The 22,629-nt window shown below is 57.9% G+C and carries 23 protein-coding genes; all 23 read left to right on the top strand.

The genetic code is table 11. The features are described 5' to 3' along the window. The first annotated feature begins 40 nt into the window (after positions 1–40). Positions 41–358, top strand: a complete 318-nt coding sequence (gene fliE, locus DBR30_RS13430) for a flagellar hook-basal body complex protein FliE (RefSeq protein WP_108541031.1) — start codon at positions 41–43, stop codon at positions 356–358. A 46-nt stretch (positions 359–404) separates the two neighbouring features. After that, positions 405–2,114 (top strand): flagellar basal-body MS-ring/collar protein FliF, encoded by a 1,710-nt coding sequence (fliF, locus tag DBR30_RS13425; RefSeq protein WP_005334750.1) that lies wholly within the window; start codon positions 405–407, stop codon positions 2,112–2,114. Beyond that, the gene (gene fliG, locus DBR30_RS13420) at positions 2,107–3,168 is read left to right on the top strand and encodes a flagellar motor switch protein FliG (RefSeq protein WP_005334749.1); all 1,062 of its coding nucleotides are present in this window, start codon (positions 2,107–2,109) and stop codon (positions 3,166–3,168) included. The genes fliF and fliG overlap by 8 nt, the downstream gene beginning before the upstream one ends. A 68-nt stretch (positions 3,169–3,236) precedes the next feature. Continuing rightward, complete coding sequence (gene fliH, locus DBR30_RS13415; RefSeq protein ID WP_108539637.1) at positions 3,237–4,061, top strand: flagellar assembly protein FliH; 825 nt, start codon at positions 3,237–3,239, stop codon at positions 4,059–4,061. Between the two features lie 52 nt (positions 4,062–4,113). Beyond that, the gene (gene fliI, locus DBR30_RS13410; RefSeq protein ID WP_108539640.1) at positions 4,114–5,445 is read left to right on the top strand and encodes a flagellar protein export ATPase FliI; all 1,332 of its coding nucleotides are present in this window, start codon (positions 4,114–4,116) and stop codon (positions 5,443–5,445) included. 27 nt (positions 5,446–5,472) lie between these two features. After that, entirely contained in the window at positions 5,473–5,913 is a 441-nt protein-coding gene (gene fliJ, locus DBR30_RS13405; RefSeq protein ID WP_108539643.1) for a flagellar export protein FliJ, read from the top strand. A gap of 67 nt (positions 5,914–5,980) precedes the next feature. Further along, positions 5,981–7,909 (top strand): flagellar hook-length control protein FliK, encoded by a 1,929-nt coding sequence (locus tag DBR30_RS13400; protein WP_108539646.1) that lies wholly within the window; start codon positions 5,981–5,983, stop codon positions 7,907–7,909. Positions 7,910–7,966: 57 nt separating this feature from the next. Further along, positions 7,967–8,482: a flagellar basal body-associated protein FliL gene (gene fliL / locus DBR30_RS13395; RefSeq protein ID WP_005334744.1), complete on the top strand. Its 516-nt coding sequence runs from the start codon at positions 7,967–7,969 to the stop codon at positions 8,480–8,482. A gap of 7 nt (positions 8,483–8,489) precedes the next feature. Next, complete coding sequence (gene fliM, locus DBR30_RS13390; RefSeq protein WP_005334736.1) at positions 8,490–9,560, top strand: flagellar motor switch protein FliM; 1,071 nt, start codon at positions 8,490–8,492, stop codon at positions 9,558–9,560. Between the two features lie 49 nt (positions 9,561–9,609). After that, the gene (fliN, locus tag DBR30_RS13385; RefSeq protein WP_005298791.1) at positions 9,610–10,002 is read left to right on the top strand and encodes a flagellar motor switch protein FliN; all 393 of its coding nucleotides are present in this window, start codon (positions 9,610–9,612) and stop codon (positions 10,000–10,002) included. Beyond that, positions 9,999–10,379 carry a flagellar biosynthetic protein FliO gene (gene fliO / locus DBR30_RS13380; protein ID WP_005353678.1) on the top strand — a complete coding sequence of 127 codons (381 nt, stop codon included), beginning with the start codon at positions 9,999–10,001 and terminating at the stop codon, positions 10,377–10,379. The genes fliN and fliO overlap by 4 nt, the downstream gene beginning before the upstream one ends. Continuing rightward, a complete protein-coding gene (gene fliP, locus DBR30_RS13375) occupies positions 10,366–11,139 on the top strand; it encodes a flagellar type III secretion system pore protein FliP (protein WP_005334729.1) in 774 nt (257 codons plus the stop codon). The genes fliO and fliP overlap by 14 nt, the downstream gene beginning before the upstream one ends. 25 nt (positions 11,140–11,164) lie before the next feature. Next, positions 11,165–11,434, top strand: coding sequence for a flagellar biosynthesis protein FliQ (gene fliQ, locus DBR30_RS13370; RefSeq protein ID WP_005334727.1), 270 nt, complete (start codon positions 11,165–11,167; stop codon positions 11,432–11,434). Then, on the top strand, positions 11,431–12,228 hold the full coding sequence (gene fliR, locus DBR30_RS13365; RefSeq protein WP_005353677.1) for a flagellar biosynthetic protein FliR: 798 nt from the start codon (positions 11,431–11,433) through the stop codon (positions 12,226–12,228). The genes fliQ and fliR overlap by 4 nt, the downstream gene beginning before the upstream one ends. Next, a complete protein-coding gene (gene flhB / locus DBR30_RS13360; RefSeq protein ID WP_019444721.1) occupies positions 12,221–13,351 on the top strand; it encodes a flagellar biosynthesis protein FlhB in 1,131 nt (376 codons plus the stop codon). The genes fliR and flhB overlap by 8 nt, the downstream gene beginning before the upstream one ends. A gap of 107 nt (positions 13,352–13,458) precedes the next feature. Next, positions 13,459–15,561, top strand: a complete 2,103-nt coding sequence (gene flhA, locus DBR30_RS13355) for a flagellar biosynthesis protein FlhA (protein ID WP_005353675.1) — start codon at positions 13,459–13,461, stop codon at positions 15,559–15,561. A 16-nt stretch (positions 15,562–15,577) separates the two neighbouring features. Beyond that, positions 15,578–17,002 (top strand): flagellar biosynthesis protein FlhF, encoded by a 1,425-nt coding sequence (gene flhF / locus DBR30_RS13350; RefSeq protein WP_021229881.1) that lies wholly within the window; start codon positions 15,578–15,580, stop codon positions 17,000–17,002. Position 17,003: 1 nt separating this feature from the next. Then, positions 17,004–17,879: a MinD/ParA family protein gene (locus tag DBR30_RS13345; protein ID WP_013723550.1), complete on the top strand. Its 876-nt coding sequence runs from the start codon at positions 17,004–17,006 to the stop codon at positions 17,877–17,879. Further along, positions 17,872–18,591, top strand: a complete 720-nt coding sequence (locus DBR30_RS13340) for an RNA polymerase sigma factor FliA (RefSeq protein WP_005353671.1) — start codon at positions 17,872–17,874, stop codon at positions 18,589–18,591. Before DBR30_RS13345 ends, DBR30_RS13340 begins: the two co-directional genes overlap by 8 nt. Before the next feature lie 123 nt (positions 18,592–18,714). Beyond that, on the top strand, positions 18,715–19,086 hold the full coding sequence (gene cheY, locus DBR30_RS13335) for a chemotaxis response regulator CheY (protein WP_005334709.1): 372 nt from the start codon (positions 18,715–18,717) through the stop codon (positions 19,084–19,086). A gap of 12 nt (positions 19,087–19,098) precedes the next feature. Beyond that, on the top strand, positions 19,099–19,839 hold the full coding sequence (locus tag DBR30_RS13330; RefSeq protein WP_005353668.1) for a protein phosphatase CheZ: 741 nt from the start codon (positions 19,099–19,101) through the stop codon (positions 19,837–19,839). A gap of 11 nt (positions 19,840–19,850) precedes the next feature. Then, positions 19,851–22,061 (top strand): chemotaxis protein CheA, encoded by a 2,211-nt coding sequence (locus DBR30_RS13325; RefSeq protein WP_108539649.1) that lies wholly within the window; start codon positions 19,851–19,853, stop codon positions 22,059–22,061. A gap of 32 nt (positions 22,062–22,093) precedes the next feature. Continuing rightward, positions 22,094–22,629, top strand: a 536-nt coding sequence (locus tag DBR30_RS22180) for a response regulator (protein ID WP_258224424.1), incomplete at its 3' end; no start/stop codon positions are given.

Below are 22,629 nucleotides of genomic sequence, written 5' to 3'. Positions count from 1 at the left end.
TTAAGCCAATCAGCGTCAATGATTTGTCTGGGGATAGAAAATGGAAATTAGTGCAAGCAGCCTGATGCAAGAGATGCAGGTGCTCAAGATCGAAGCAGGCGCAACGCCGCTGGCACAACCCGGTCGTCAGGTAACCTCCGACTTTGGTCTGCTGCTGCAACAGGCGCTTGGCAATGTCAACGAGCTGCAAGGCGCCGCCAATGATCTGCGCACCCGTTTCGATATGGGCGACAAGTCGGTGGATCTGGCCGAGGTGATGATCGCGGGCCAAAAATCGTCCATCGCTTTTGAAGCCACGGTACAGGTGCGTAACAAGATGGTCGATGCCTACAAGACCATCATGAACATGCCGGTATAAGTGATTACTGAACATCATGAACATGTCAGCAATAAGGACATAAATCGTGGCTACTGACCAAAACGGCGATCTGCTGATAAACGATGAGGGCACCGCCGCCCTCGATGAAAATGAGCAGAAGAGTTCGGCGCTGGGATTCCTGTCCAATACCGATGTACTGCGGCAAATCACCCTGATCCTGGGGCTTGCCATCTGTCTGGCCATTGCGGTGTTTATCCTGCTGTGGGGCAAGGAGCCGGATATGCGTCCGCTCGGCACCTACACCACCCAGGAGCTGGTGAAGACTCTCGATTTCCTCGATCAGCAGAAGATCCCCTACGAGGTGGATGGCAAGAGCGTGCTGGTCAACGCCGAAAGCTACCCCACTATCCAGCTGGCCCTGACCCGTGCCGGTCTTGCCAATGCCACCGATAGCAACATCGGTGGTGAAGATATCCTGCTGAAAGATTCCAGTTTCGGCGTCAGCCAGCGGATGGAGAGCGAACGTCTGAAGCTGAGCCGCGAGCGTCAACTGGCGAGCGCCATCGAGCAGTTCCAGAATGTGGCCAAGGCCCAGGTGCTGCTGGCTATCCCGAAAGACAACGTGTTTGCCCGCAACGAACGCAAACCCAGTGCCACCGTGGTGCTCAACCTGAAAGGGGCGGCGCTGGGGCAGGGGGAGGTGGACTCGATCGTCGATATGGTTGCCTCTGCTGTACATGGCCTTGAGCCGACCCGCGTCACCGTCACCGACCAGAATGGCCGTCTGCTCAACTCCGGCTCGCAAGACCCGATCTCGGCCCAGACTCGCAAAGAGTTTGCCATGCAGCAGAAGCAGGAGCTGGAGTACAAACAAAAAATTGACGCCATCCTGATCCCGGTGCTGGGGGCCGACAACTATACGGCGGAAGTGGATCTCTCCCTCGACTTCTCCCAGCAGGAGCAGACCCGCAAGACTTACAACCCGGACCTGCCTGCTGTGCGCTCCGAGATGACCATGGAAGAGAACAGCGCCAGCGGCAGCAACGGTGGTGTGCCTGGTGCACTCTCCAACCAGCCCCCTGCCGCCTCCAATATTCCCGAGGAGGCGACCGGTGGTGATGGTGCCAGCGCTGCCGCTTCTGGCCGTTCCCGCAAAGAGGCGACTCGCAACTTCGAGCTGGATACCACCGTCAGCCATACCCGTCGCCAGATGGGGGGCATTCGCCGTATGACCGTCTCGGTTGCCGTGGATTACAAGGCGGTGCCCGGTGCCGACGGGGCCGTGACCCGTGAGGCGCGCACCCAGGCAGAACTCGATACATTGCGCCGTTTGCTGAGCGGTGGCCTTGGCTTTGATGTGACCCGGGGTGATACCCTTGAGGTGGTCGCGATTCCGTTCAATCGCCCAGAGCTGGATACCGTGGCCGAGGTGCCGCTCTACGATCAGCCCTGGTTCTGGCGTGCGGTGCGCATCGCCGCCTCGGTACTGGTGATCATCGTCTTGATCGTCACCGTGGTTCGCCCCATGCTCAAGCGACTGCTCTATCCGGATGCCAAACCGGAAGGGGAAGTGGATTTCGACAACCACACCGTACTGGGTGGCGACGACGAGTTGAGTCTGCTGTCAGCACAAGTCGAGAACGATCAGGTATTTGGTGTACGCGATGGCCAGCTGAAACTGCCGGATCTGCACCGTGACGAAGACTTGCTCAAGGCGGTACGTGCGCTGGTGGCGAACGAGCCGGATCTGGCCGCTCAGGTCATTAAAGAATGGGTAACGAACAAAGATGCCTGAAGAAAAGAAGAGTCAAGTCACCGGCAATGACATCACCGACAGTCAGCGCCAGATCCTCGACCAGATGTCGGGGATGGAGATGGCTGCGGTGTTGATGCTGAGCCTCAATGAAGAGGATGCCGCCCAGATCTTCCGTCATCTCGAGCCCAAGCAGGTGCAGCGGCTCGGTATGTCGATGGCCTCCATGTCCGACTTCAGTCACGATCGGGTGGCGGCGGTGCATCGTCAATTCATCGACGATATCCAGAAGTACACCAACATCGGTATCGGCAGCGAAGACTTCGTGCGCAAGGCGCTGGTGGCGGCCCTTGGCGAGGACAAGGCGAGCAACCTGGTGGACCAGATCATTCTCGGTTCCGGTGCCCGTGGCCTCGATTCGCTCAAGTGGATGGATGCCCGTCAGGTGGCCAGCATCATCCAGAACGAACACCCGCAGATCCAGACCATCGTGCTCTCCTATCTGGAGCCGGAGCAGTCCGCCGAGATCCTGAGCCAGTTCCCGGAGCAGGTGCGCCTCGATCTGGTGATGCGGATCGCCAACCTCGAAGAGGTGCAACCGGCGGCACTGCAAGAGTTGAACGACATCATGGAGAAACAGTTCGCCGGCGCGGCCGGTGCCCAGGCAGCCAAGATGGGCGGCCTGAAGGCAGCTGCCAACATCATGAACTACCTGGATACCAATATCGAAGGCCAGCTGATGGACTCCATCCGCGAGTCGGACGAAGAGATGAGCCAGCAGATCCAGGATTTGATGTTCGTGTTCGAAAACCTTATCGATGTGGACGATCGCGGCATCCAGACCATGCTGCGGGAAGTGCCGGGGGATCTGCTGCAACGGGCCCTCAAGGGCTCCGACGATCAGATGCGCGAGAAGATCTTCAAGAACATGTCCAAACGGGCGGCCGAAATGCTGGCCGACGATCTGGAGGCCATGGGGCCGATCCGGGTCTCCGAAGTGGAAGCCGCCCAGAAAGAGATCCTCTCCATCGCCCGCCGTCTGGCGGATGCCGGCGAGATCATGCTGGGTGCCGGTGGTGGCGAGGAGTTCCTCTAAGCCATGGCCCATAAACAGAATCGCGATGCCAACCCCGCATCAGGCAGTGGCGAGGAGCCGCGCGAAGCATGAACAACAAACTGCGTGGTTATGTGCGCCCCGACGGCGATGATGCCCGGGTAGAGACCTGGGGCTGGCCCGAGATGGCCGTCGAGGTGGAGCCGGGTGCGCCCACCAATGCCCTCGGCCTGGCCCCTGACTGGTATCAGCAGGAAGAGGAGGTGGTGGAGCCTGAGCCCGAACAGGAGCCGACCCCCAGCATTACCGCCGAAGAGCTGGAAGCGATCCGTCAGGCTGCCTGGGAAGAGGGAATGGCTGAGGGGCGCGAGTCCGGTTATGCCAAGGGGATGGAAGAGGGCAAGCTGGAAGGATTGCAACAGGGGCACTCTGCCGGTCTCGAACAGGGGCGCGAGGAGGGGCTGGCCATGGGCCGTGAGCTGGTGGAGCAGGAGATCGCCCACTGGCAGGGGCTCGCCGCGCGCCTTGCCAATCCGCTTAACGAGCTGGATCTGGCGGTGGAGCAGCAGTTGGTCTCGCTGGTGATGCAACTGGCCCGCGCGCTTATTCGTCACGAAGCGGAGACCTCTCCTCGCATTTTGCTGGAGGCGCTTAAAGAGGGGCTGGCCTTGCTGCCCGCCGCCGAACAGGGGGTGACCCTGATGCTGCATCCCGACGATATTGCACGAATCGAACAGGCATTTGGCGCCGACGAGTGCGCCAAGCGCCACTGGCGATTGCAGAGCGATCCCACCCTCTCCCCCGGCGATCTGCAATTGGCGACCGAGCTATCCAGCATCGATCTGACCCTCTCCGGGCGCATCGATCAGTTGCTGCGCAACTTCTTGCGGGATAATGCGTCGCAGAAACCGGCTTCGCAGGATCCACGCCCATAACCGATGCTGGACGTTGCCGTCCGGCTGCACTTTTTAGCTCTCAGGAGGCCAGATGAGCGGCTCGCTACTGAACCGGTTGCAAGGGTACAAGGTACGCGACAGCGCCCCCAAACCGCCGGTCGCCGGCAAATTGACCCGGGTGGTGGGGTTGACCCTCGAAGCCATCGGCTGCCGCGCCGCCATTGGTGCCCTCTGCCGCATCGCTACCCTTGATGGGACGCTGGAGGCTGAAGTGGTCGGTTTTTCTGGCGATCGCCTCTATCTGATGCCGAGCGAGCAGCTCAAAGGGGTGATCCCCGGTGCCCGGGTAGTGCCCATCACCGAAGAGCACGGCATTCCGGTTGGGATGAACCTGCTTGGTCGGGTCATCGACGGCATCGGTCAGCCACTCGATGGCCTCGGCCCCATTCTCTCCTCCCAGACCGTGCAGTTTGCCCAGCACCGTATCAACCCGCTCTCTCGCCGCCCGATCCATCAGCCGATGGACGTGGGGGTGCGTGCCATCAACGCCGTGCTGACGGTGGGTCAGGGCCAGCGGATGGGGCTGTTTGCCGGTTCAGGTGTCGGTAAATCCGTGCTGCTGGGCATGATGACCCGCGGCTCGGTGGCGGATGTTGTAGTGGTCGGCCTCATCGGTGAACGGGGCCGGGAAGTAAAAGAGTTTATCGAAGACATTCTGGGAGAGGAGGGGCGAGCCCGCTCCGTGGTGGTGGCGGCTCCCGCCGACGCCTCGCCGCTGATGCGTCTAAAGGGGTGTGAAACGGCACTGGCTATCGCCGAGTATTTTCGCGATCAGGGGCTCAACGTGTTGCTCTTGATGGACTCTCTTACCCGTTATGCCCAGGCCCAGCGTGAGATCGCGCTGGCGGTGGGCGAGCCGCCGGCGACCAAGGGTTATCCGCCGTCGGTATTTGCCAAATTACCGGCGCTGGTGGAGCGGGCGGGTAACGGCAGTGACGGTCAGGGCTCCATCACGGCATTCTTCACCGTACTGACCGAGGGGGATGACCTGCAAGATCCCATTGCCGATGCGGCGCGGGCCATCCTCGATGGCCACATAGTGTTGTCGCGCGAGCTGGCTGATGCGGGCCACTATCCGGCTATCGATATCGAGAAATCCATCAGCCGGGTCATGCCCATGGTCACTTCGCCGGAACATATGGATCTGGCGCGCACCCTCAAGCAGTTCTACTCCCTCTATCAGCAGAACCGGGATCTCATCACCATAGGTGCCTACAGTCAGGGTTCTGATCCGCGCATTGACCGCGCCATCATTCAAAAACCCTATCTGGATCAGTTCTTGCAGCAGGGGATGCGCGAGGTTATTCACTACGATGATGGCCTGCAAGCCTTGCAGATGGTGGCGATGCCATTGATGCGCTGATGATGGTCGGTAACAGAGAGGTCGACGATGAGTAAAGGGCTGGTATTGTTGGCCGATCGGCTGGTGGAGGTGGAGCAGCAGTGTGCGCTGGCACTGGTGAAGGCGCAGCAGGATCTCAAGCTGTTCATGGATCAGCAAAATGCCCTCAACCAGTATCGCCAGATCTATCACCAGCAGTGGACCGATCGCGGCCTGCAGGGGATTTCGCCCCAGCAAAATACCCAGTATCACGCCTTTATCAACAAGCTCGAACAGGCAGCGACCCAGCAGTACGAAGGGGTGTTGCAGGTGCGTCAGGCGCTGGAACAGCGCCGTGAAGAGTGGCTGGCAGCCCAGCAGCGGCGCAAGGCGGTAGAGCTGTTGCTGGAGAAGCAGGCGAGCCGCGAGCAGCAGAAAGCCCAGCGTCAGGAGCAGAAGATGCTGGATGAGTACGCCATGTTGCGACGCTTTCATCAATCTGGCCTGTAACTTGCTTTGATCTGGACATTGTCGGCGGCCATCTCCTCGGGGGCCACCAGAATTCAGGGATCCCATCATGATGCAGACACTGTTGACACAAACGCCTTCGGCTCTGGCCAACGGGTTGGACAAAGCGCCTCTGAGCGGTTCCGTCGAGAGCAAAAGTATCGATGGGGGAACCGGCAGCGACAGCAAGGGGGATTTCGCCACCCTGATTGCCAAGGCCCGGAACAGTGAACAGGGCGCTGCCGAGGCCAGTCAGGGCGGTAACCATGTCCGATCAGCCAAATCTTTGGCGACCGAGAGCGCCTCTCCCAAAGAGGAGACCAGCAAGGAGCAGGATCCTGACGCCGACAACAAGGTGGAGGAGGTCCCTGCCACCGACTTTCTGCTCCGTCTGCAAGACTCCCTCAAGCTCGATACCTCGCTAGTGACACCCCAGCTGGCGGTGGCGGCCCAACAGAGCGCCACTGCGGTAGACGGCAATCCGTTGCCGCAAGAGGGTGAGCTGGAGGGGATTGCGCTTGATGAAAGCGAGCAGTCCCCTGCCGCTGCCAGGATTGCCCAGCAGCTTGCAGGTCAGACCGGGGCGCAGTCGCCGCTGGCGACGACCGCCCAATCGACTCTTGATACAAAGGTCTCGTCCTCCGAGGCGCGAGTGGTGGCTAAGGGCGATGCCTCTGCTGCCGTTCTCTCATCTGAAGGTGAAGATGCCGCCACTACTGCGGATGGGCAGGCCGGGAAGAAAGCCTCTGCCAAGGGCGAGACCCTCGGGGCAGATGGCAAGCACACCAAGCCCCTCACGGGGGCAGAGCGAATGGCCCAGCTGGCCAAGATGTTGCCGGTCGATGAGTCGGCAAGCACCGCCAAATCCGCGGAGTCGCTCGCTGCAAAAGAGGCTGGCGACAGCAAATCCGATCTCGCCGCCAGCAATGCTTTGACTAACAAGGGGCAGGCGACGCAAGCCGCAACTCAGGGGGCCGTCCTCAAGGCCTTCAATGAGGGGCTCAAGCAGCCTGAGGCGGGTGCTGCAACCACTTCAGCAAATGCGGATGGAAGTGGGGTAGCTGGCAAGGGGGCAGAAAAGAGTGCTGCCGAGGGAAGCCAGCAGCCAGCCACCGCCGCCAATCAAGGTTCGGCACCCGTAACGACGGCGCAGAGTGCCGCAGAAAGTGCCGCAGCCCAGGGCAGCGTGACGACAAATGCGACGACTCAGAGCGATAGCGCTGCCGCCCCCGTGATGGTGGCGCCGCAGCAGGTGTTGGCACAGGCCGAATCTCAGGGGCCGCAAGCGCCGCTGTCGACCATTTCAGCCGGCATCAAACAGATGGAAGTGACCGGCACCGACGAGGTACGAAAAGCGGTTTCGCTTGAGGTAAAACCGAAGGCCGGTGAGGCGGAGAAGAGCCTGGTTGCGACGACATCTAGCGGTGAGAGCAGCCCGAGCCAGACCGTTCAGCATGGCCAGAACAGCCAGACTCAGCCACAGGTAGCCGATAGTCGGGCCCCCGCCGCCGAGACGACGCTGCGCCGTGAGCCGCAGAATTTACCCCATTTGAAACTGGCCAGTCAGGAAGCACCTGCCGAATTGCACCAGAAGGTCAATGTGATGCTGGCCGAAAAACTGCAACAGGCGGAAATTCAGCTCGACCCCCTTGGCCTTGGCAAGATGAAGATCCAGATCCAGATGGGAGCTGACAGCCAGGCCAACGTCCATTTTGTGGTACAACATGGCCAGACCCGCGAGATGCTGGAGCAGGCGATGCCCCGGCTGCGTGACATGCTGGCAGGGCAGGGGATCCAGCTTGGTCAGACGCAGGTGCAGCAGCAGTCGCAACAACAGCAGCAACAGGGCCAGCCCACCTTTAACGGGCAGGGGCAGCAGGGGCAGAGTAGTGGTCAGCCGCGGTCCGGTAACGGGCTGGTTGAAGGGGAACTCACCACATCCAACCCCAGTTTGCTGGTGGAATCGACAAACGGTTCCGGAATTGATTTCTATGCTTGATGCAATCCCGAGTAAGTTTATGATATCGAACAAGTTTGAGACTAGGGTGGACAAGGGATGGCTGACGATAACGAGTTGACGCTAAAAGACCCGGCTGCGGGCAAGAAAAAGAAGCTGATCATTATCATTGCCCTGGCGGTAATTTTGCTGGGCGGAGGTGGTGCTGGCGCATTCCTGATGCTCTCCGGCTCCGATAAACCGCCTGCTGAAGCGGCGGAAGGTGCCGAGGCCGCACCCAAAGAGGAAGCGCCTAAACCTTCCCTCTATGTCGGTATGCCGCGCCCCTTTGTCTTCAACGTCGCAGGTGCCCAGCGGGATCGACTGGTGCAGATCAAGATCCAGCTGATGGTGCGCGGTACCGCCGACGAGACGCTGGCCAAACAGAATATCCCCCTGATTGAAGGCACCTTGCTGCGGGTATTCAGCGCAGCCAGTGCCGAACAGCTGATGACCTTCGAAGGCAAGGAGAAGCTGCGCAAGGATTCACTGGAAGAGTGCCGTCGGGTGCTCAAGGACCTGGTCTCTTCCCCCGTTATCGAACAAGTGCTGTTTACCGGCTTTGTAATGCAGTAGGTGAAGCGTGAGCGATCTGTTAAGTCAGGACGAAATTGATGCCCTCTTGCACGGTGTCGATGATGTCGAAGAGGAAGAGATAGGCGGCGCTGGAGACCCCGGCGTAGCCCAGTTTGACTTCTCCTCCCAAGACCGCATCGTCCGTGGTCGCATGCCGACGCTGGAGCTGGTGAATGAACGTTTCGCCCGCCACATGCGGATCAGCCTGTTCAACATGATGCGTCGTACCGCCGAGGTCTCCATCAACGGCGTGCAGATGCTCAAGTTTGGCGAGTATGTTCATACCCTGTTTGTGCCGACCAGTCTCAACATGGTGCGGTTCCGCCCGCTCAAGGGGACGGCACTCATCACCATGGAGGCCCGACTGGTCTTCATTCTGGTGGAGAACTTCTTCGGTGGCGATGGCCGTTATCACGCCAAGATTGAAGGGCGCGAGTTCACGCCGACCGAACGGCGCATTATCCAGATGCTGCTCAAACTGGTGTTTGAGGATTACAAGGATGCCTGGGCGCCGGTGATGGACGTGGGGTTCGAGTATCTCGACTCCGAAGTGAACCCGGCAATGGCCAACATCGTCAGCCCGACCGAGGTGATCGTGGTCAGCTCGTTCCACATCGAGCTCGACGGTGGCGGCGGCGACTTCCACGTGGCGATGCCCTACTCCATGCTGGAGCCGATCCGCGAACTGCTGGATGCCGGTGTGCAGAGTGACAAGGGGGATACCGACGTACGCTGGAGCAAGGCGCTGCGTGACGAGATCATGGACGTCAAGGTGGAGCTGCGCGCCAAGCTGCTGGAGACCGAACTCACCCTGCGTGAACTGATGGAGCTGCGACCCGGCGATATCATTCCGGTCGATATGCCGGAAAATCTGCTGGTTTTTGTCGAGGACTTGCCCACTTTCCACGCCAAGATGGGCCGTACCAAGGATAATGTGGCGCTCAAGATCACCGACAAGCTCAAACGTCCGGAAGGGGTCAAGACGGAGATGCATCTGGTGACCCGGGGCGGGGTACGAATTGATGGCGAGGCCGAGCTGGAAGAGCTCGAGCGCAGTATCGAAGATCAACAGCGATAATTGACGGTTTATTACGGTAAACGGTCACGAAGTAGCATAAGGAAACAAGATGAGCGGAACTGAGGAAGAGGATCTGATGGCTGATGCCTGGGCTGCGGCTCTGGAGGAGCAGGTGACGGCGGAAGCCAAGCCAGCCCCGCTGGAAGAGTTGAAAGATGATGCCCCCATCAGTGCCGAGGAGCGTCGCAAGCTCGACACCATTCTCGATATTCCGGTCACTATCGCCATGGAGGTGGGCCGCAGCCAGATCAGCATCCGCAACCTGTTGCAGCTGAACCAGGGCTCGGTGGTGGAGCTGGATCGGGTTGCTGGCGAGCCGCTGGACGTATTGGTTAACGGCACCCTGATCGCTCACGGCGAGGTGGTGGTGGTGAACGACAAGTTCGGTATTCGCCTGACCGATGTCATCAGCCAGATTGAACGGATCAAGAAGCTCAAATGATGCGCCTCCTGTTGTTATTGCTGCCTGTTCCGGTCTTTGCCGAGACAGCGGCATCTGCCAACGTGCCTAGTCTGAGCTCCTGGTTGCTCTCCAGTCTGATGGTGATCGGCCTCATTCTGGTGCTGGGCTTTCTGCTCAAGAAGAGCAAGTTGGCGACCGCCATGGGGGGCGGCCAGATGCGGGTCATCGCCTCGTTGCCGGTGGGTTACAAAGAGAAGCTGCTGGTGGTCAAGGTGGGCGAACAGCAGTTGCTGGTCGGCGTAACACCGCAGCAGGTCAACTTTCTCTACCGGCTGGAGGAGCCGCTGGACGAAAACCAGCCGCAGGCGTTTTCCCAGCAGCTTGGCAAATTGATGGGCAAGCATGAAAAAAGCTAACGGCTTATGGCTGAAAACGGGGCTGCTGGTCAGCCTGCTGATACCACTGTTTTGCTCCTGGCCTGCGCTTGCACAGGACGCCATGTCGGCGGTGACCGTCAAGACCATGGGGGATGGCTCTCAGGAGTACAGCCTGACCCTGCAAGTGCTGGCGCTGATGACCGCGCTCTCCTTCTTGCCGGCCATGGTGATCATGATGACCTCGTTTACCCGCATCATTGTGGTGTTGGGTATCTTGCGCCAGGCGATAGGTCTGCAACAGAGTCCCTCCAACCAGGTGTTGATCGGCATTGCCTTGTTCATGTCGTTCTTCATCATGTCGCCGGTGCTGGATCGCATCAATGATGAGGCGTTGCAGCCCTATCTGGCCGAGACCATTCAGGCAAAGGAGGCGCTGGAGCGGGCCGAGTTGCCCATCCACCAGTTCATGCTGGCCCAGACCCGGATCAAGGATCTCAACACCTTTATGGAGATCGCCAACGTGCAGGTGGAGAAACCTGCCGATGTGCCGCTACGGGTGCTGATCCCGGCGTTTGTCACCAGCGAGCTGAAAACCGCCTTCCAGATTGGTTTTATGCTGTTCTTACCGTTCCTGGTCATCGATCTGGTGGTCGCCAGTATCCTGATGGCGATGGGGATGATGATGCTCTCGCCGATGATTGTCTCGCTGCCTTTCAAGCTGATGCTGTTTGTGATGGTGGATGGCTGGAACCTCATTCTGGGGTCATTGGCCAACAGTTTCGGACTGGGTGCCGGTTAGCCGGTCGAGCGCAAGGAGCCCGAACATGAGTCCTGAAACCTTTGTCGACGTCTTTCGCGAGGCGCTCTGGTTGGTCAATATCATGGTCAGCGCCGTGATCCTGCCCAGCCTCGCTATCGGACTGGTGGTAGCCATCTTTCAGGCGGCCACCTCCATCAACGAACAGACCCTGAGCTTTCTGCCCCGTCTTATCGTGACCCTGCTGGCACTGGGAATTGGTGCTCACTGGGGAATGCAGAGTCTGATGGACTTCTTCATACTGATGGTCAATCAAATCCCCGAGGTGGTGGGATGACCTACACAACCGCTCTGATCATGGAGTGGTTGTCTTCGATCCTCTGGCCGCTAGCGCGGGTGAGCAGTCTGCTGATGGTGATGGCGGTGTTCGGCAGCCGTCTTGCTCCTGCGCGGGTACGGATGGGGCTGGCTCTCGCCATCACCTTTCTGATTGCCCCGCTGCTCCCGAAAATGCCCCCTATCGAGCTCTTCTCTGCCGGCAGTTTTCTGGTATTGGGCCAGCAGCTGCTGATCGGAATTGCCCTCGGCCTGATGACCCAGTTTCTGATGGAGAGCTTCGTGATGGCCGGTCAGGTTATCGCTATGCAGACCAGTCTGGGTTTTGCCACCCTAGTGGACCCGATGAATGGCCAGTCGGCCCCCGTGGTCGGTCAGTTTTATCTGATGCTGGCGACCCTGGTGTTTCTGGCGCTGGATGGTCATCTGGTGATGCTGCGGCTGGTCATTCTTAGTTTCGAGACACTGCCTGTCTCCGAGCACGGCCTCTCGGTTTCATCCATGAAAACCCTGAGTGCGTTTCTGGGGGTGATGTATCAGGCTGCTTTGGTGATGTCGCTCTCAGCCATCGTCGCCTTGCTCTTAATCAACTTCGCCTTTGGCGTCATGACCCGGGCGGCGCCGCAGCTCAACATTTTCAGTATCGGTTTTGCGGTCAGCATGATGTCGGGTCTGCTGATCCTCTGGCTCACTATCGGCGGGTTCCTCGGTCACTTCGACATCATGTGGGAGCGGGTGCAGGAGGTCAGCTGCGAGCTGATCAACACCCAGTGCTTCGGAGGCGCTCATGGCTGATACCGACCAGGAACGTACCGAACAACCCACGGGCAAACGACTGCAACAGGCCCGTGAAAAAGGGCAGATTGCACGTTCAAAAGAGCTGGGGACCGCCAGCGTTCTGCTCTCGGCGGTCTTTGGCCTGTTGATGCTCAAGGGCTCGCTGGCGACCGCCATGGTCAAGGTTGTCACCATGGGCTTTACTCTGGACCGGGAGCAGGCGTTCGATCCCAATGCCATGATCGCTATGGTGCCGGCGCTGCTGGGGGAACTGGTGCTTCCGCTGGGGCTGTTGTTTGCGCTGGTGGCGATTGCCGCTTTTATTGGCAACACCCTGATGGGGGGGATGAACTTCTCCACCGAAGCCATGATGCCCAAGATGAGCAAGTTGAGTCCGCTCAGTGGCCTCAAGCGGATGTTCGGGGTGCAGTCGCTGATCGAGCTGGTCAAGTCCATCGCCAAGGTGGTGTTCATCACCCTGTTTGCCTGGTGGATGTTATCCAGCCAGTTCAATCACCTGCTCAACCTCTCCATGGAGGGATTTCCCGGCGGTATTATCGATGCGTTGGAGCTGTTTCTCTGGATGTTGATCATCCTCTGCTGTGCCCTGCTTCCCATCGTCGCCATCGACGTGCCGTTCCAGCAGTGGAACCACATGCGTCAGCTCAAGATGACCAAGCAGGAGGTCAAGGACGAGTTCAAGGACAGCGAAGGCAAGCCCGAGGTAAAGGGCAAGATCCGTCAGTTGCAGATGCAGATGGCGATGCGCCGGATGATGGGGGATGTGCCCAAGGCCGATGTGGTGATCACCAACCCGACCCACTACTCGGTAGCGCTCAAGTATGATGCGGGCAAACCCGGTGCCGCGCCCAAGGTCGTAGCCAAGGGCACCGATGAAATTGCAATGAAGATCAGGGAGATCGCCAGAGAGTACGAGATCCCCATCATGCCGTCACCGGCTTTGACCCGGGCTATTTACCACTCAACCGAGCTGGGCCACGAGATCCCGGAAGGGCTGTTTGCGGCGGTTGCCCAGGTGCTCGCCTATGTCTTCCAGCTCAAGAAATTCCGCCGTGGTCAGGGGCGCCGTCCCCAGCCGCTGGCTAAAGATCTGCCCATTCCGACCGAATATCGAAAATGACAAAGTTCTGACGTAGTCAAAATAAATCCATTGCATTTCAATGTCTTGTATTGTTGGCTTGATGTTTGCTTTAATCTGGCACCAGCAGGTTGAAATTGAGAAGCGCGATGGAATTCAAGGCAGTATTGGGCCAGTTCAAAGAGTACCGGGGAGTTTTGGGCAAAGGCCTTGGCACCCCTCTGCTGGTATTGGCCGCGCTCGGCATGGTGGTGTTGCCCATCCCGCCGTTGATGCTGGATGTGCTCTTCTCCTTCAACATTGCCCTCTCCATCGTGGTGCTGCTGGTATCCGTCTATACCCGCCGCCCCCTCGAATTTGCTGCCTTCCCGACTGTACTGCTGCTCGCTACCCTGCTGCGGTTGGCGTTGAACGTCGCCTCAACCCGGGTGGTGTTGCTGGAAGGTCACAATGGCAGTGCGGCGGCTGGCCATGTGATCGAGGCGTTCGGTAATGTGGTGATCGGCGGCAACTATGCGGTCGGCATCATCGTTTTCACCATCCTGATGATCATCAACTTTGTGGTCATTACCAAGGGTGCCGGGCGGATCGCGGAAGTGAGTGCCCGTTTTACCCTTGATGCGATGCCGGGCAAACAGATGGCCATCGATGCCGATTTGAACGCCGGTCTCATCAATCAGGAAGAGGCGAAGAAGCGTCGTCAGGATGTGACCCAGGAAGCCGACTTCTACGGCTCCATGGATGGTGCCTCCAAGTTTGTCAAAGGGGATGCCATTGCGGGCATCATGATCCTTTTTATCAACATCATCGGCGGCTTCATCATCGGGATGATGCAGCACCAGCTGACCTTCAGCGAATCGGCCGAGATCTATACCCTGTTGGCCATCGGTGACGGTCTGGTGGCGCAGATCCCCTCCCTGCTGCTCTCCATCGCCGCCGCCATCATAGTGACCCGTCAGAATACCGATCAGGACATGGGTACCGCAGTACTAGGCCAGCTGTTTGACAATCCCAAGGCGCTGATCATCTCAGCCGGGATTCTGCTGATGATGGGGCTGGTGCCGGGGATGCCGCATTTCGCCTTCCTAAGTCTGGGGGCTCTTGCCGCCGCTGGCGCCTGGTGGTTGCTGCGCCGCGAGAAACTGGCGGCCGCCAAAGCGGCCAAGGGTGAGCTGTTGCCTGCTACTGCCGAGCAACCCCATGAACAGAAAGAGCTGAGCTGGGACGATGTGATGCCGGTGGACATCATCGGGCTGGAAGTGGGTTATCAATTGATCCCGCTGGTGGATCGCAATCAGGGTGGCGAACTGCTCAACCGGATCAAAGGGGTGCGCAAGAAACTCTCGCAAGAGCTGGGCTTTCTGGTCCCTGCCGTCCACATTCGCGACAACCTGGATCTGGCGCCAAATCAATACCGCATCACCTTGATGGGGGTCAGTACCGGCGAGGCCAATGTCTACCATGATAAGGAGATGGCCATCAATCCGGGGCAGGTGTTCGGCCAGATCCAGGGGATAGCGACCCGGGATCCCGCCTTCGGACTGGAAGCGGTCTGGGTTGCCAAGGAGATGGTCTCTCAGGCACAGACGCTGGGGTATACGGTGGTGGATACCGCGACCGTGGTGGCTACCCATCTGAGCCAGATCCTGACCAACCATGCGGCTCTGCTGCTGGGCCATGACGAAGTACAACAACTGCTCGACATGATTGGCAAACATCAGAGCAAGCTGGTCGAAGGGTTGGTGCCGGAAGTGATCAGCATGGGTAACCTTGTGAAGGTATTGCAGAATTTGCTCAATGAAGGCGTGCCAATCCGCGATATGCGCACTATCCTGCAGACCCTGGTTGAATACGCGCCGCGCAGTCCGGATCCGGAAGTGCTCACGGCCGCTTGCCGGATTGCCCTGCGTCGCCTGATTGTGCAGGAGATTGCAGGCCCCGATCCCGAGCTGCCGGTGATTACCTTGGCGCCGGAATTGGAACGTATATTGCATCAATCCCTGCAGGCTGGTGGCGGTGATGGTGCCGGTATTGAACCGGGTCTGGCAGAGCGGATGCAGCGCTCGCTGGTGGAAGCCACTCAACGACAAGAATTGGAAGGCCAACCGGCCGTGCTTCTGACATCGGGGATCTTGCGCAATACCCTGGCGAAATTTGTCAAGAATGCCATTCCTGGATTGCGCGTTCTGTCTTATCAGGAAGTGCCCGACGACAAGCAGATCCGCATCGTCAGTGCGGTAGGGCAGAACTAGTTAGCGGAGACGACGGGTGAAGATTAAGCGGTTTTTTGCCAAGGATATGCGAACGGCTCTGGCCGAGGTCAAGGAGACTCTCGGGCCTGACGCCGTCATCATGTCCAACAAGAAGGTCACCGGAGGGGTAGAGATAGTCGCCGCAGTCGATTATCAATCCCAGGTCCCGGGGCCCAAAGATGCGCCGGTTCGCCGTCAGCTGAACGATGAGAGCGTCAATATTTCGTCTGCTGCACGGCAGATGATCCGCCCCGAGCCGTCGCCGGCGAAGGAGCAGAACGAACATTATGCCGATACCCTGGCCGCCTTGCTGGCGCGCCAGCAGAAGCTCAAGCCGGGCAATGGGGCGCCAATGGGCAATACCCAATCGGCCGGGCTGGCCGCTGCCAATGCAGCGCCCAGAACATTGGCCGAGCAGGGGCAGTGGGGCGCAGCTCCCGAACCTGCCAAACCCAAAGCTCGGGTTGCGTCCGGCCAGCGCCCCCCTCAACCTGCCCAGCGGGATCAGGAGATGGAAGGGATGCGCAAGGAGATGGCCAGCATCCGTAAATTGCTGGAGCACCAGATCTCCGGGCTGATGTGGCAAGAGGTGGAGCGCCGCGAACCGATGCGGGCCCTGTTGATCAAGGAGCTCAAGAAACTGGGCTTTGATGATGCCTTTGCCGATCAACTGGCGGGACTGATCCCCGAAGATATGTCCATCCATCAGGCGATGGCCCAGTTGGCCGAAGTGCTGACGGCCCAGCTCAAGATCAGTGAGGACGAGATCATGCGTCAGGGCGGCGCGGTGGCGCTGCTTGGTCCGACCGGGGTGGGCAAAACCACTACCATCGCCAAGCTGGCTGCCCGTTTCGCCATGAAGTATGGCGCCGAGCAGGTGGCACTGATCACCACCGACAACTACCGGATTGGTGCCCATGAACAGCTGCAGACCTATGGCCGCATCATGGGTTGCCCGGTGCGGCAGGTGCGTGATGCCGAAGAGCTGGCCAATGCCCTTTATCAGTTCCGCCATCGTCGGCTGGTACTGATCGATACGGCCGGGGTTGGCCAACGGGATATCCGCTTGACCGAGCAGCTCGATACCCTGGTCAAGAATGCCAAGGTACGGATCCGCAGTTATCTGGTGATGTCGGCAACGTCCCAGCGTCGGGTGATGCAGGAGGCGGTGGACCATTTCCGGCGTATTCCATTAAGCGGCTGCATACTTACCAAATTGGATGAAAGTCTGAATCTGGGCGAAGTGATTAACGTGTGTATCCAGAATTCATTGCCCATCAGCTATATCACTGACGGACAAAGGGTTCCGGAAGATATTCAGGTTGCCAATGCGGCGCAGCTCGTCGGGGCTGCCATGGGCTCGCTGGAGCGAGAAACAGAGGAGCCCTATTTCTGGGGCGCAGGCTTTGGCGAGGCCGAAGATTCGGAGTTTTATGAGTAACATGTATATGGATCAGGCGAGTGGTCTGCGCAAAATGCGTCAAAACAATCGAGTAAAAGTAATCGCCGTTTCCGGTGGTAAAGGTGGCGTGGGCAAGACCAACGTGACCCTGAACGTGGCCGGAGCCATGGCCGCTCAAGGCAAGCGGGTGATGGTGCTGGATGCCGACTTGGGTCTGGCCAACGTCGATGTCATGCTGGGGCTGCGGGTTCATCGCAACCTCTCTCATGTCCTGGCGGGTGAATGCACCATCGACGATATCATCGTCGAAGGCCCTTACGGCATGATGATCGTGCCTGCGACCTCGGGCACCCAGTCCATGGTCGAGCTTTCTCCGGTGCAGCATGCCGAACTTATCCGTGCCTTCAGCGAAATGAAGACCCAGGTCGACATCCTGCTGGTGGATACGGCTGCGGGGATCTCCGACATGGTGCTGAGCTTCACCCGTGCCGCTCAGGACATCATGGTGGTGGTCTGTGATGAGCCGACCTCCATCACCGATGCCTACGCCCTCATCAAGATCCTCTCCAAGGATCACGGCGTGTTTCGTTTCAAGGTAGTGGCCAATATGGTGCGCAGTCTGCGCGAAGGGCAGGAGCTCTTTGCCAAACTGACCCGGGTAACGGATCGTTTCCTCGACACCTCCCTGGAGCTGGTCGCCTGTGTACCCTATGACACCAATCTGCGTGCCGCCGTGCGCAAGCAGAAGCTGATTGTCGAGGCGTTTCCCAAGTCGCCGGCCGCACTGGCGTTTCGGGCACTTGCCAACAAGGCGGCGAGCTGGCCGGTGCCCAACCAGCCGGGCGGCCATCTGGAGTTTTTCCTGGAAAATTTGTTGCAGAAACCGGCCACAACACAGGAAGGTTCCCGTGAATAAAGCCCAAGCGTACTTGCGTCATCAGGATTCCTATGTGCTGGTGGAGCGTCATGCTCCCCTGGTCAAGCGAATTGCCCAGCATTTGTTGGCTCGCCTGCCCAGCAGTGTCTTGCTGGATGACCTGATCCAGGCAGGTATGATTGGGCTGCTTGAAGCCTCCCGCAATTTTGACGGTAGCAAGGGGGCCAGCTTCGAGACGTATGCCGGGATCCGCATCCGAGGCGCCATGCTGGATGAGATCCGGCGTGGTGACTGGGTACCCCGCTCTGTGCATCGCAACAGTCGGGCTATTGCAGAAGCGATCGAGAATGTCGAGCAGACCCACGGGCGTGACGCGCGAGATACCGAGGTTGCTGCCGAGATGGGGGTCTCCATCGCTGATTACCATGCGATGCTGCAAGATGTCTCCTGCGGCAAAATTATCGGCATCGAAGATTTGGGGGTCAGCGAGGATGTGATCGGCCACCCCGATGATGCCCCTTCCGGCTCGGGATTCGATGAATTGGCTGCCGAGCGATTTCAGATTCAATTATCAGAGCAAATTGGTCGTCTACCAGAGAGAGAAGCTTTGGTTCTCTCTCTTTACTACGATGAAGAGCTGAATTTGCGTGAAATTGGCGAGGTTTTGAATGTCAGCGAGTCGCGTGTGAGCCAGATCCACAGTCAGGCAATGCACAGATTGCGTGCTCGTTTGAGAGATTGGCATCTATAAGTGTTTGTACTGGCTACACTGAGATGAAACTCTAAGGCATAATCCGCACGACACAACCCGTTTTTAGCATCATGTAAGTGAGCCACTCTGGTGGCTATTTAGGAGGGAATTTTGGACAAGAACATGAAAATCCTCATTGTTGACGATTTTTCAACGATGCGCCGGATTATCAAGAACTTGCTGCGCGACTTGGGATTCAACAATACCCATGAGGCGGATGACGGCAATACAGCGCTGCCGATGCTGAAAAATGGTGATTTTCAGTTTGTAGTTACCGACTGGAACATGCCTGGCATGCAAGGTATTGACCTGCTTAAAGCCATCCGTGTCGATGAGAAGCTCAAGCATCTGCCGGTACTGATGGTAACCGCTGAAGCCAAACGTGAGCAGATCATTGAAGCCGCCCAAGCTGGCGTCAACGGTTACATCGTCAAGCCCTTCACCGCAGCAACGCTCAAAGAAAAACTCGACAAAATTTTCGAACGAATTGGCTAAGGAGCTGCAGGGATGATGGCCAAAACGAGAGCAATGATTTCGCTCGACCAGGCAAGGATGCTTGTTGCTCATCTGGAGCAAGGCGAATTTGAGCTGGCCGATGAACTGCTTGCCGAAGTATGTGCCCCCAACGCAGCCGATCTGTTTGAAAAAGTAGGTCAGCTGACCCGACAACTGCATGATTCACTTCAAGAATTTCGCCTCGACCCCCGTATTCCCGATTTGGCTACCCATGACATTCCCGATGCTCGGGAGCGTTTGAGCTACGTTATCGATATGACCGACAAAGCGGCCAATCGCACAATGGATGCGGTGGAAGCCAGTTTGCCGATAGCGGATCGCCTGAATGACAATATCCAGCTGGTGATGCCGAACTGGAATGCCCTGATGTCTCGTGACATGAGCGTAGGGCAGTTCAAATCCTTATGTCACCAACTTGATGATTTTATTAAGGCTTCAGAGTCTGATGCCGATAAATTACGGCAACTGCTGACAGAAATCCTGATGGCACAAGATTTTCAGGATTTGACAGGTCAGATGATCCGCAAGGTCATCAAGCTTGTTCAGGAAGTTGAAACAAAATTAATAGAAATGCTGACCATGTTTGGTGAGGCTTCTGCTGAGCATTCAACTCGTAGTATTCCTGTCAACGGGATTGAAGCAGAGGGCCCTATCATGAACCCCGAGGCTCGTGCCGACGTGGTCAATGGTCAGGATGATGTGGACGATCTGCTGTCTAGCTTGGGATTCTAATGGAGTGACGCATGGCCTTCGAAGTTGATGAAGACATACTGCAAGACTTTCTGGTCGAAGCATCCGAAATATTGGAACAGTTGTCTGAACAACTGGTCGACTTGGAAAAGCGGCCCGATGACAAGAACCTGCTGAATGCCATCTTTCGCGGTTTCCATACCGTGAAAGGGGGGGCAGGTTTTCTGTCGCTCGGTGAACTGGTGGATGTATGCCACGGTGCGGAAAACGTGTTCGATATCTTGCGTAATGGCAAGCGAACCGTTACTGCGGAGTTGATGGATGTGATCCTGCAAGCGCTGGACGCCATCAATGTAATGTTCGCCCAGGTTCAAAATCGCGAAGCACCCAGCCCTGCGTCAGATGATTTGCTTCATGACCTCCATGAGTTGTGCAAGCCGGAAGGGGAAGAGCAACTGCGCACTGCTACGAGTGCGGCTGCGGTTGTAGAATCTGAACCTGCAGCACCGGTAGTTCTTGAAGAAGTTGCTCCAGAAGTTGTTGAACCCGCAGCCATCAGCAGCGAGCCTGCTCCTGTCATTGGCGGCGGCTCGATCGATGAAATTTCTGCAGACGAATTCGAGCGTCTGCTGGACGAGCTCCACGGCGTGGGTGGGGCTCCGACCAAGACGGCTGCAGCAGCCCCGATAGCAGGTGGCTCTGGCGATATCACCGATGATGAGTTTGAGGCCTTGCTGGACCAGCTTCATGGTCAGGGACAGCACATGGGGGCGCCAGAGGTGAATCCTCTGAAGTCCGTGCAAAAAGAGGTGGACGAGCTTATCGATGATGATGAGTTTGAACGCCTGCTTGATGAATTGCATGGCCGTGGTCAAGGGCCTCAGAGTACTATGGCACCTGCCGCACCTGCCGCACCTGCCGCACCTGCCGCACCTGCCGCACCTGCTGCACCTGCTGCGGTGACTCCGCCCAAACCGGCCACTCCTGTTGCCAAACCGGCACCGGCAGTCCCCGCAAAACCCGCTGAAGCAGCCAAGGCACCAGCGCCTGCCGCCAAGGCTGCGCCTGCGCCAGCAGAAAATAGTGCCGTGCAAAGCGATACGACGGTGCGGGTGGATACCAAGACCCTCGATGTCATCATGAACATGGTAGGTGAGTTGGTACTGGTTCGTAACCGGCTGGTGAGCTTGGGTATTGCCAGTAATGATGAAGAGATGTCAAAGGCGGTTGCCAATCTGGATGTGGTAACGGCTGACCTGCAAGGTGCGGTGATGAAAACCCGCATGCAGCCAATCAAGAAGGTATTTGGTCGTTTCCCGCGCGTGGTGCGTGATCTGGCCAGAACCCTCAAGAAAGAGATTGAGCTGGTGATGGTGGGGGAAGAGACCGATCTTGATAAAAACCTGGTAGAGGCGCTCGCCGATCCTCTGGTTCACCTCGTTCGCAACTCCTGCGATCACGGGGTCGAAATGCCGGATGTGCGGGAGAAAGCGGGCAAGCCGCGGCAAGGGACAATTACCCTTAGCGCCTCCCAGCAAGGTGACCATATTCTGCTTTGCATCGAGGATGATGGGGCAGGGATGGATCCTGAGAAACTCAAGTCCATCGCAATCAGTCGCGGTGTTCTAGATGCAGATACTGCCGCTCGCATGAGCGACAACGATGCCTATAACCTGATCTTTGCTCCGGGCTTTTCAACCAAGGCCGAGATCTCTGATATCTCTGGCCGTGGTGTCGGAATGGATGTGGTTAAAACCAGCATTGTCAGCCTCAATGGATCGGTGCACATCGATTCCACCTGGGGGAAAGGTACCCGTCTCGAAATCAAGGTTCCGTTGACGCTGGCCATTCTGCCAACTCTGATGGTGGAAGTGGGTGAGCAGACCTTCGCACTTCCCCTTGGTTGTGTGAACGAGATTTTCCATCTGGATCTGAAAAAGGCCAACATGGTTGATGGCCAGCTCACCATCATTGTGCGCGAGAAGGCGATACCGCTCTTCTATCTGCACAAGTGGTTGATTCGTGGCGCCAACAAGCGTTCACGTCAGGATACCGGACATGTTGTGATCGTGCAGATTGGCACTCAGCAAATCGGGTTTGTGGTAGACAGCCTGATTGGTCAGGAAGAGGTGGTGATCAAGCCACTCGATAATCTGCTGCAAGGTACGCCTGGCATGGCCGGTGCGACGATTACCAGTGATGGCGGAATTGCTCTTATTTTGGATGTGCCGAGTCTGCTCAAAGCATATGCGCGTAGACATTAATAGCTCAGGCCCAAGGAGTTAGAAAAACAACAATGGCAGTCAAGGTATTAGTTGTCGACGATTCGAGCTTCTTTCGCCGTCGGGTGAGCGAGATCATCAATCAGGATCCCATGCTGACGGTGATTGATACGGCCCAGAATGGACGTGAGGCGGTGGACAAGGCGATGTCGCTGCGGCCTGATGTGATCACCATGGACATAGAAATGCCCGTGATGGATGGCATCAGTGCGGTGCGGGAGATCATGGCCAAGTGCCCAACCCCCATTCTGATGTTCTCCTCCCTGACCCATGAAGGGGCCAAGGCTACGCTTGATGCGCTGGACGCCGGTGCACTCGACTTCTTGCCCAAGAAGTTTGAGGACATTGCCAGAGACAAAGATGAAGCGGTCAGACTGTTGCAACAACGGGTGAAGGAGATCTCCCGCAAGCGCTTCCTGATGACATCCGCTGCTCGTCCCAAAGCACCTGAACCGGTTGCTCGTGCTCCTCTGGGCAGCATAGCGCCCAGGACTCCTGATCGTCAGCCTGACCTGCAACGCACTGTGCCAAGTGCTTCATTCAAGCGCAG

Source organism: Aeromonas sp. HMWF017, from assembly GCF_003061465.1.
Classification (GTDB): domain Bacteria; phylum Pseudomonadota; class Gammaproteobacteria; order Enterobacterales; family Aeromonadaceae; genus Aeromonas; species Aeromonas veronii.
This window is presented reverse-complemented; position numbering and strand designations above follow the sequence as displayed.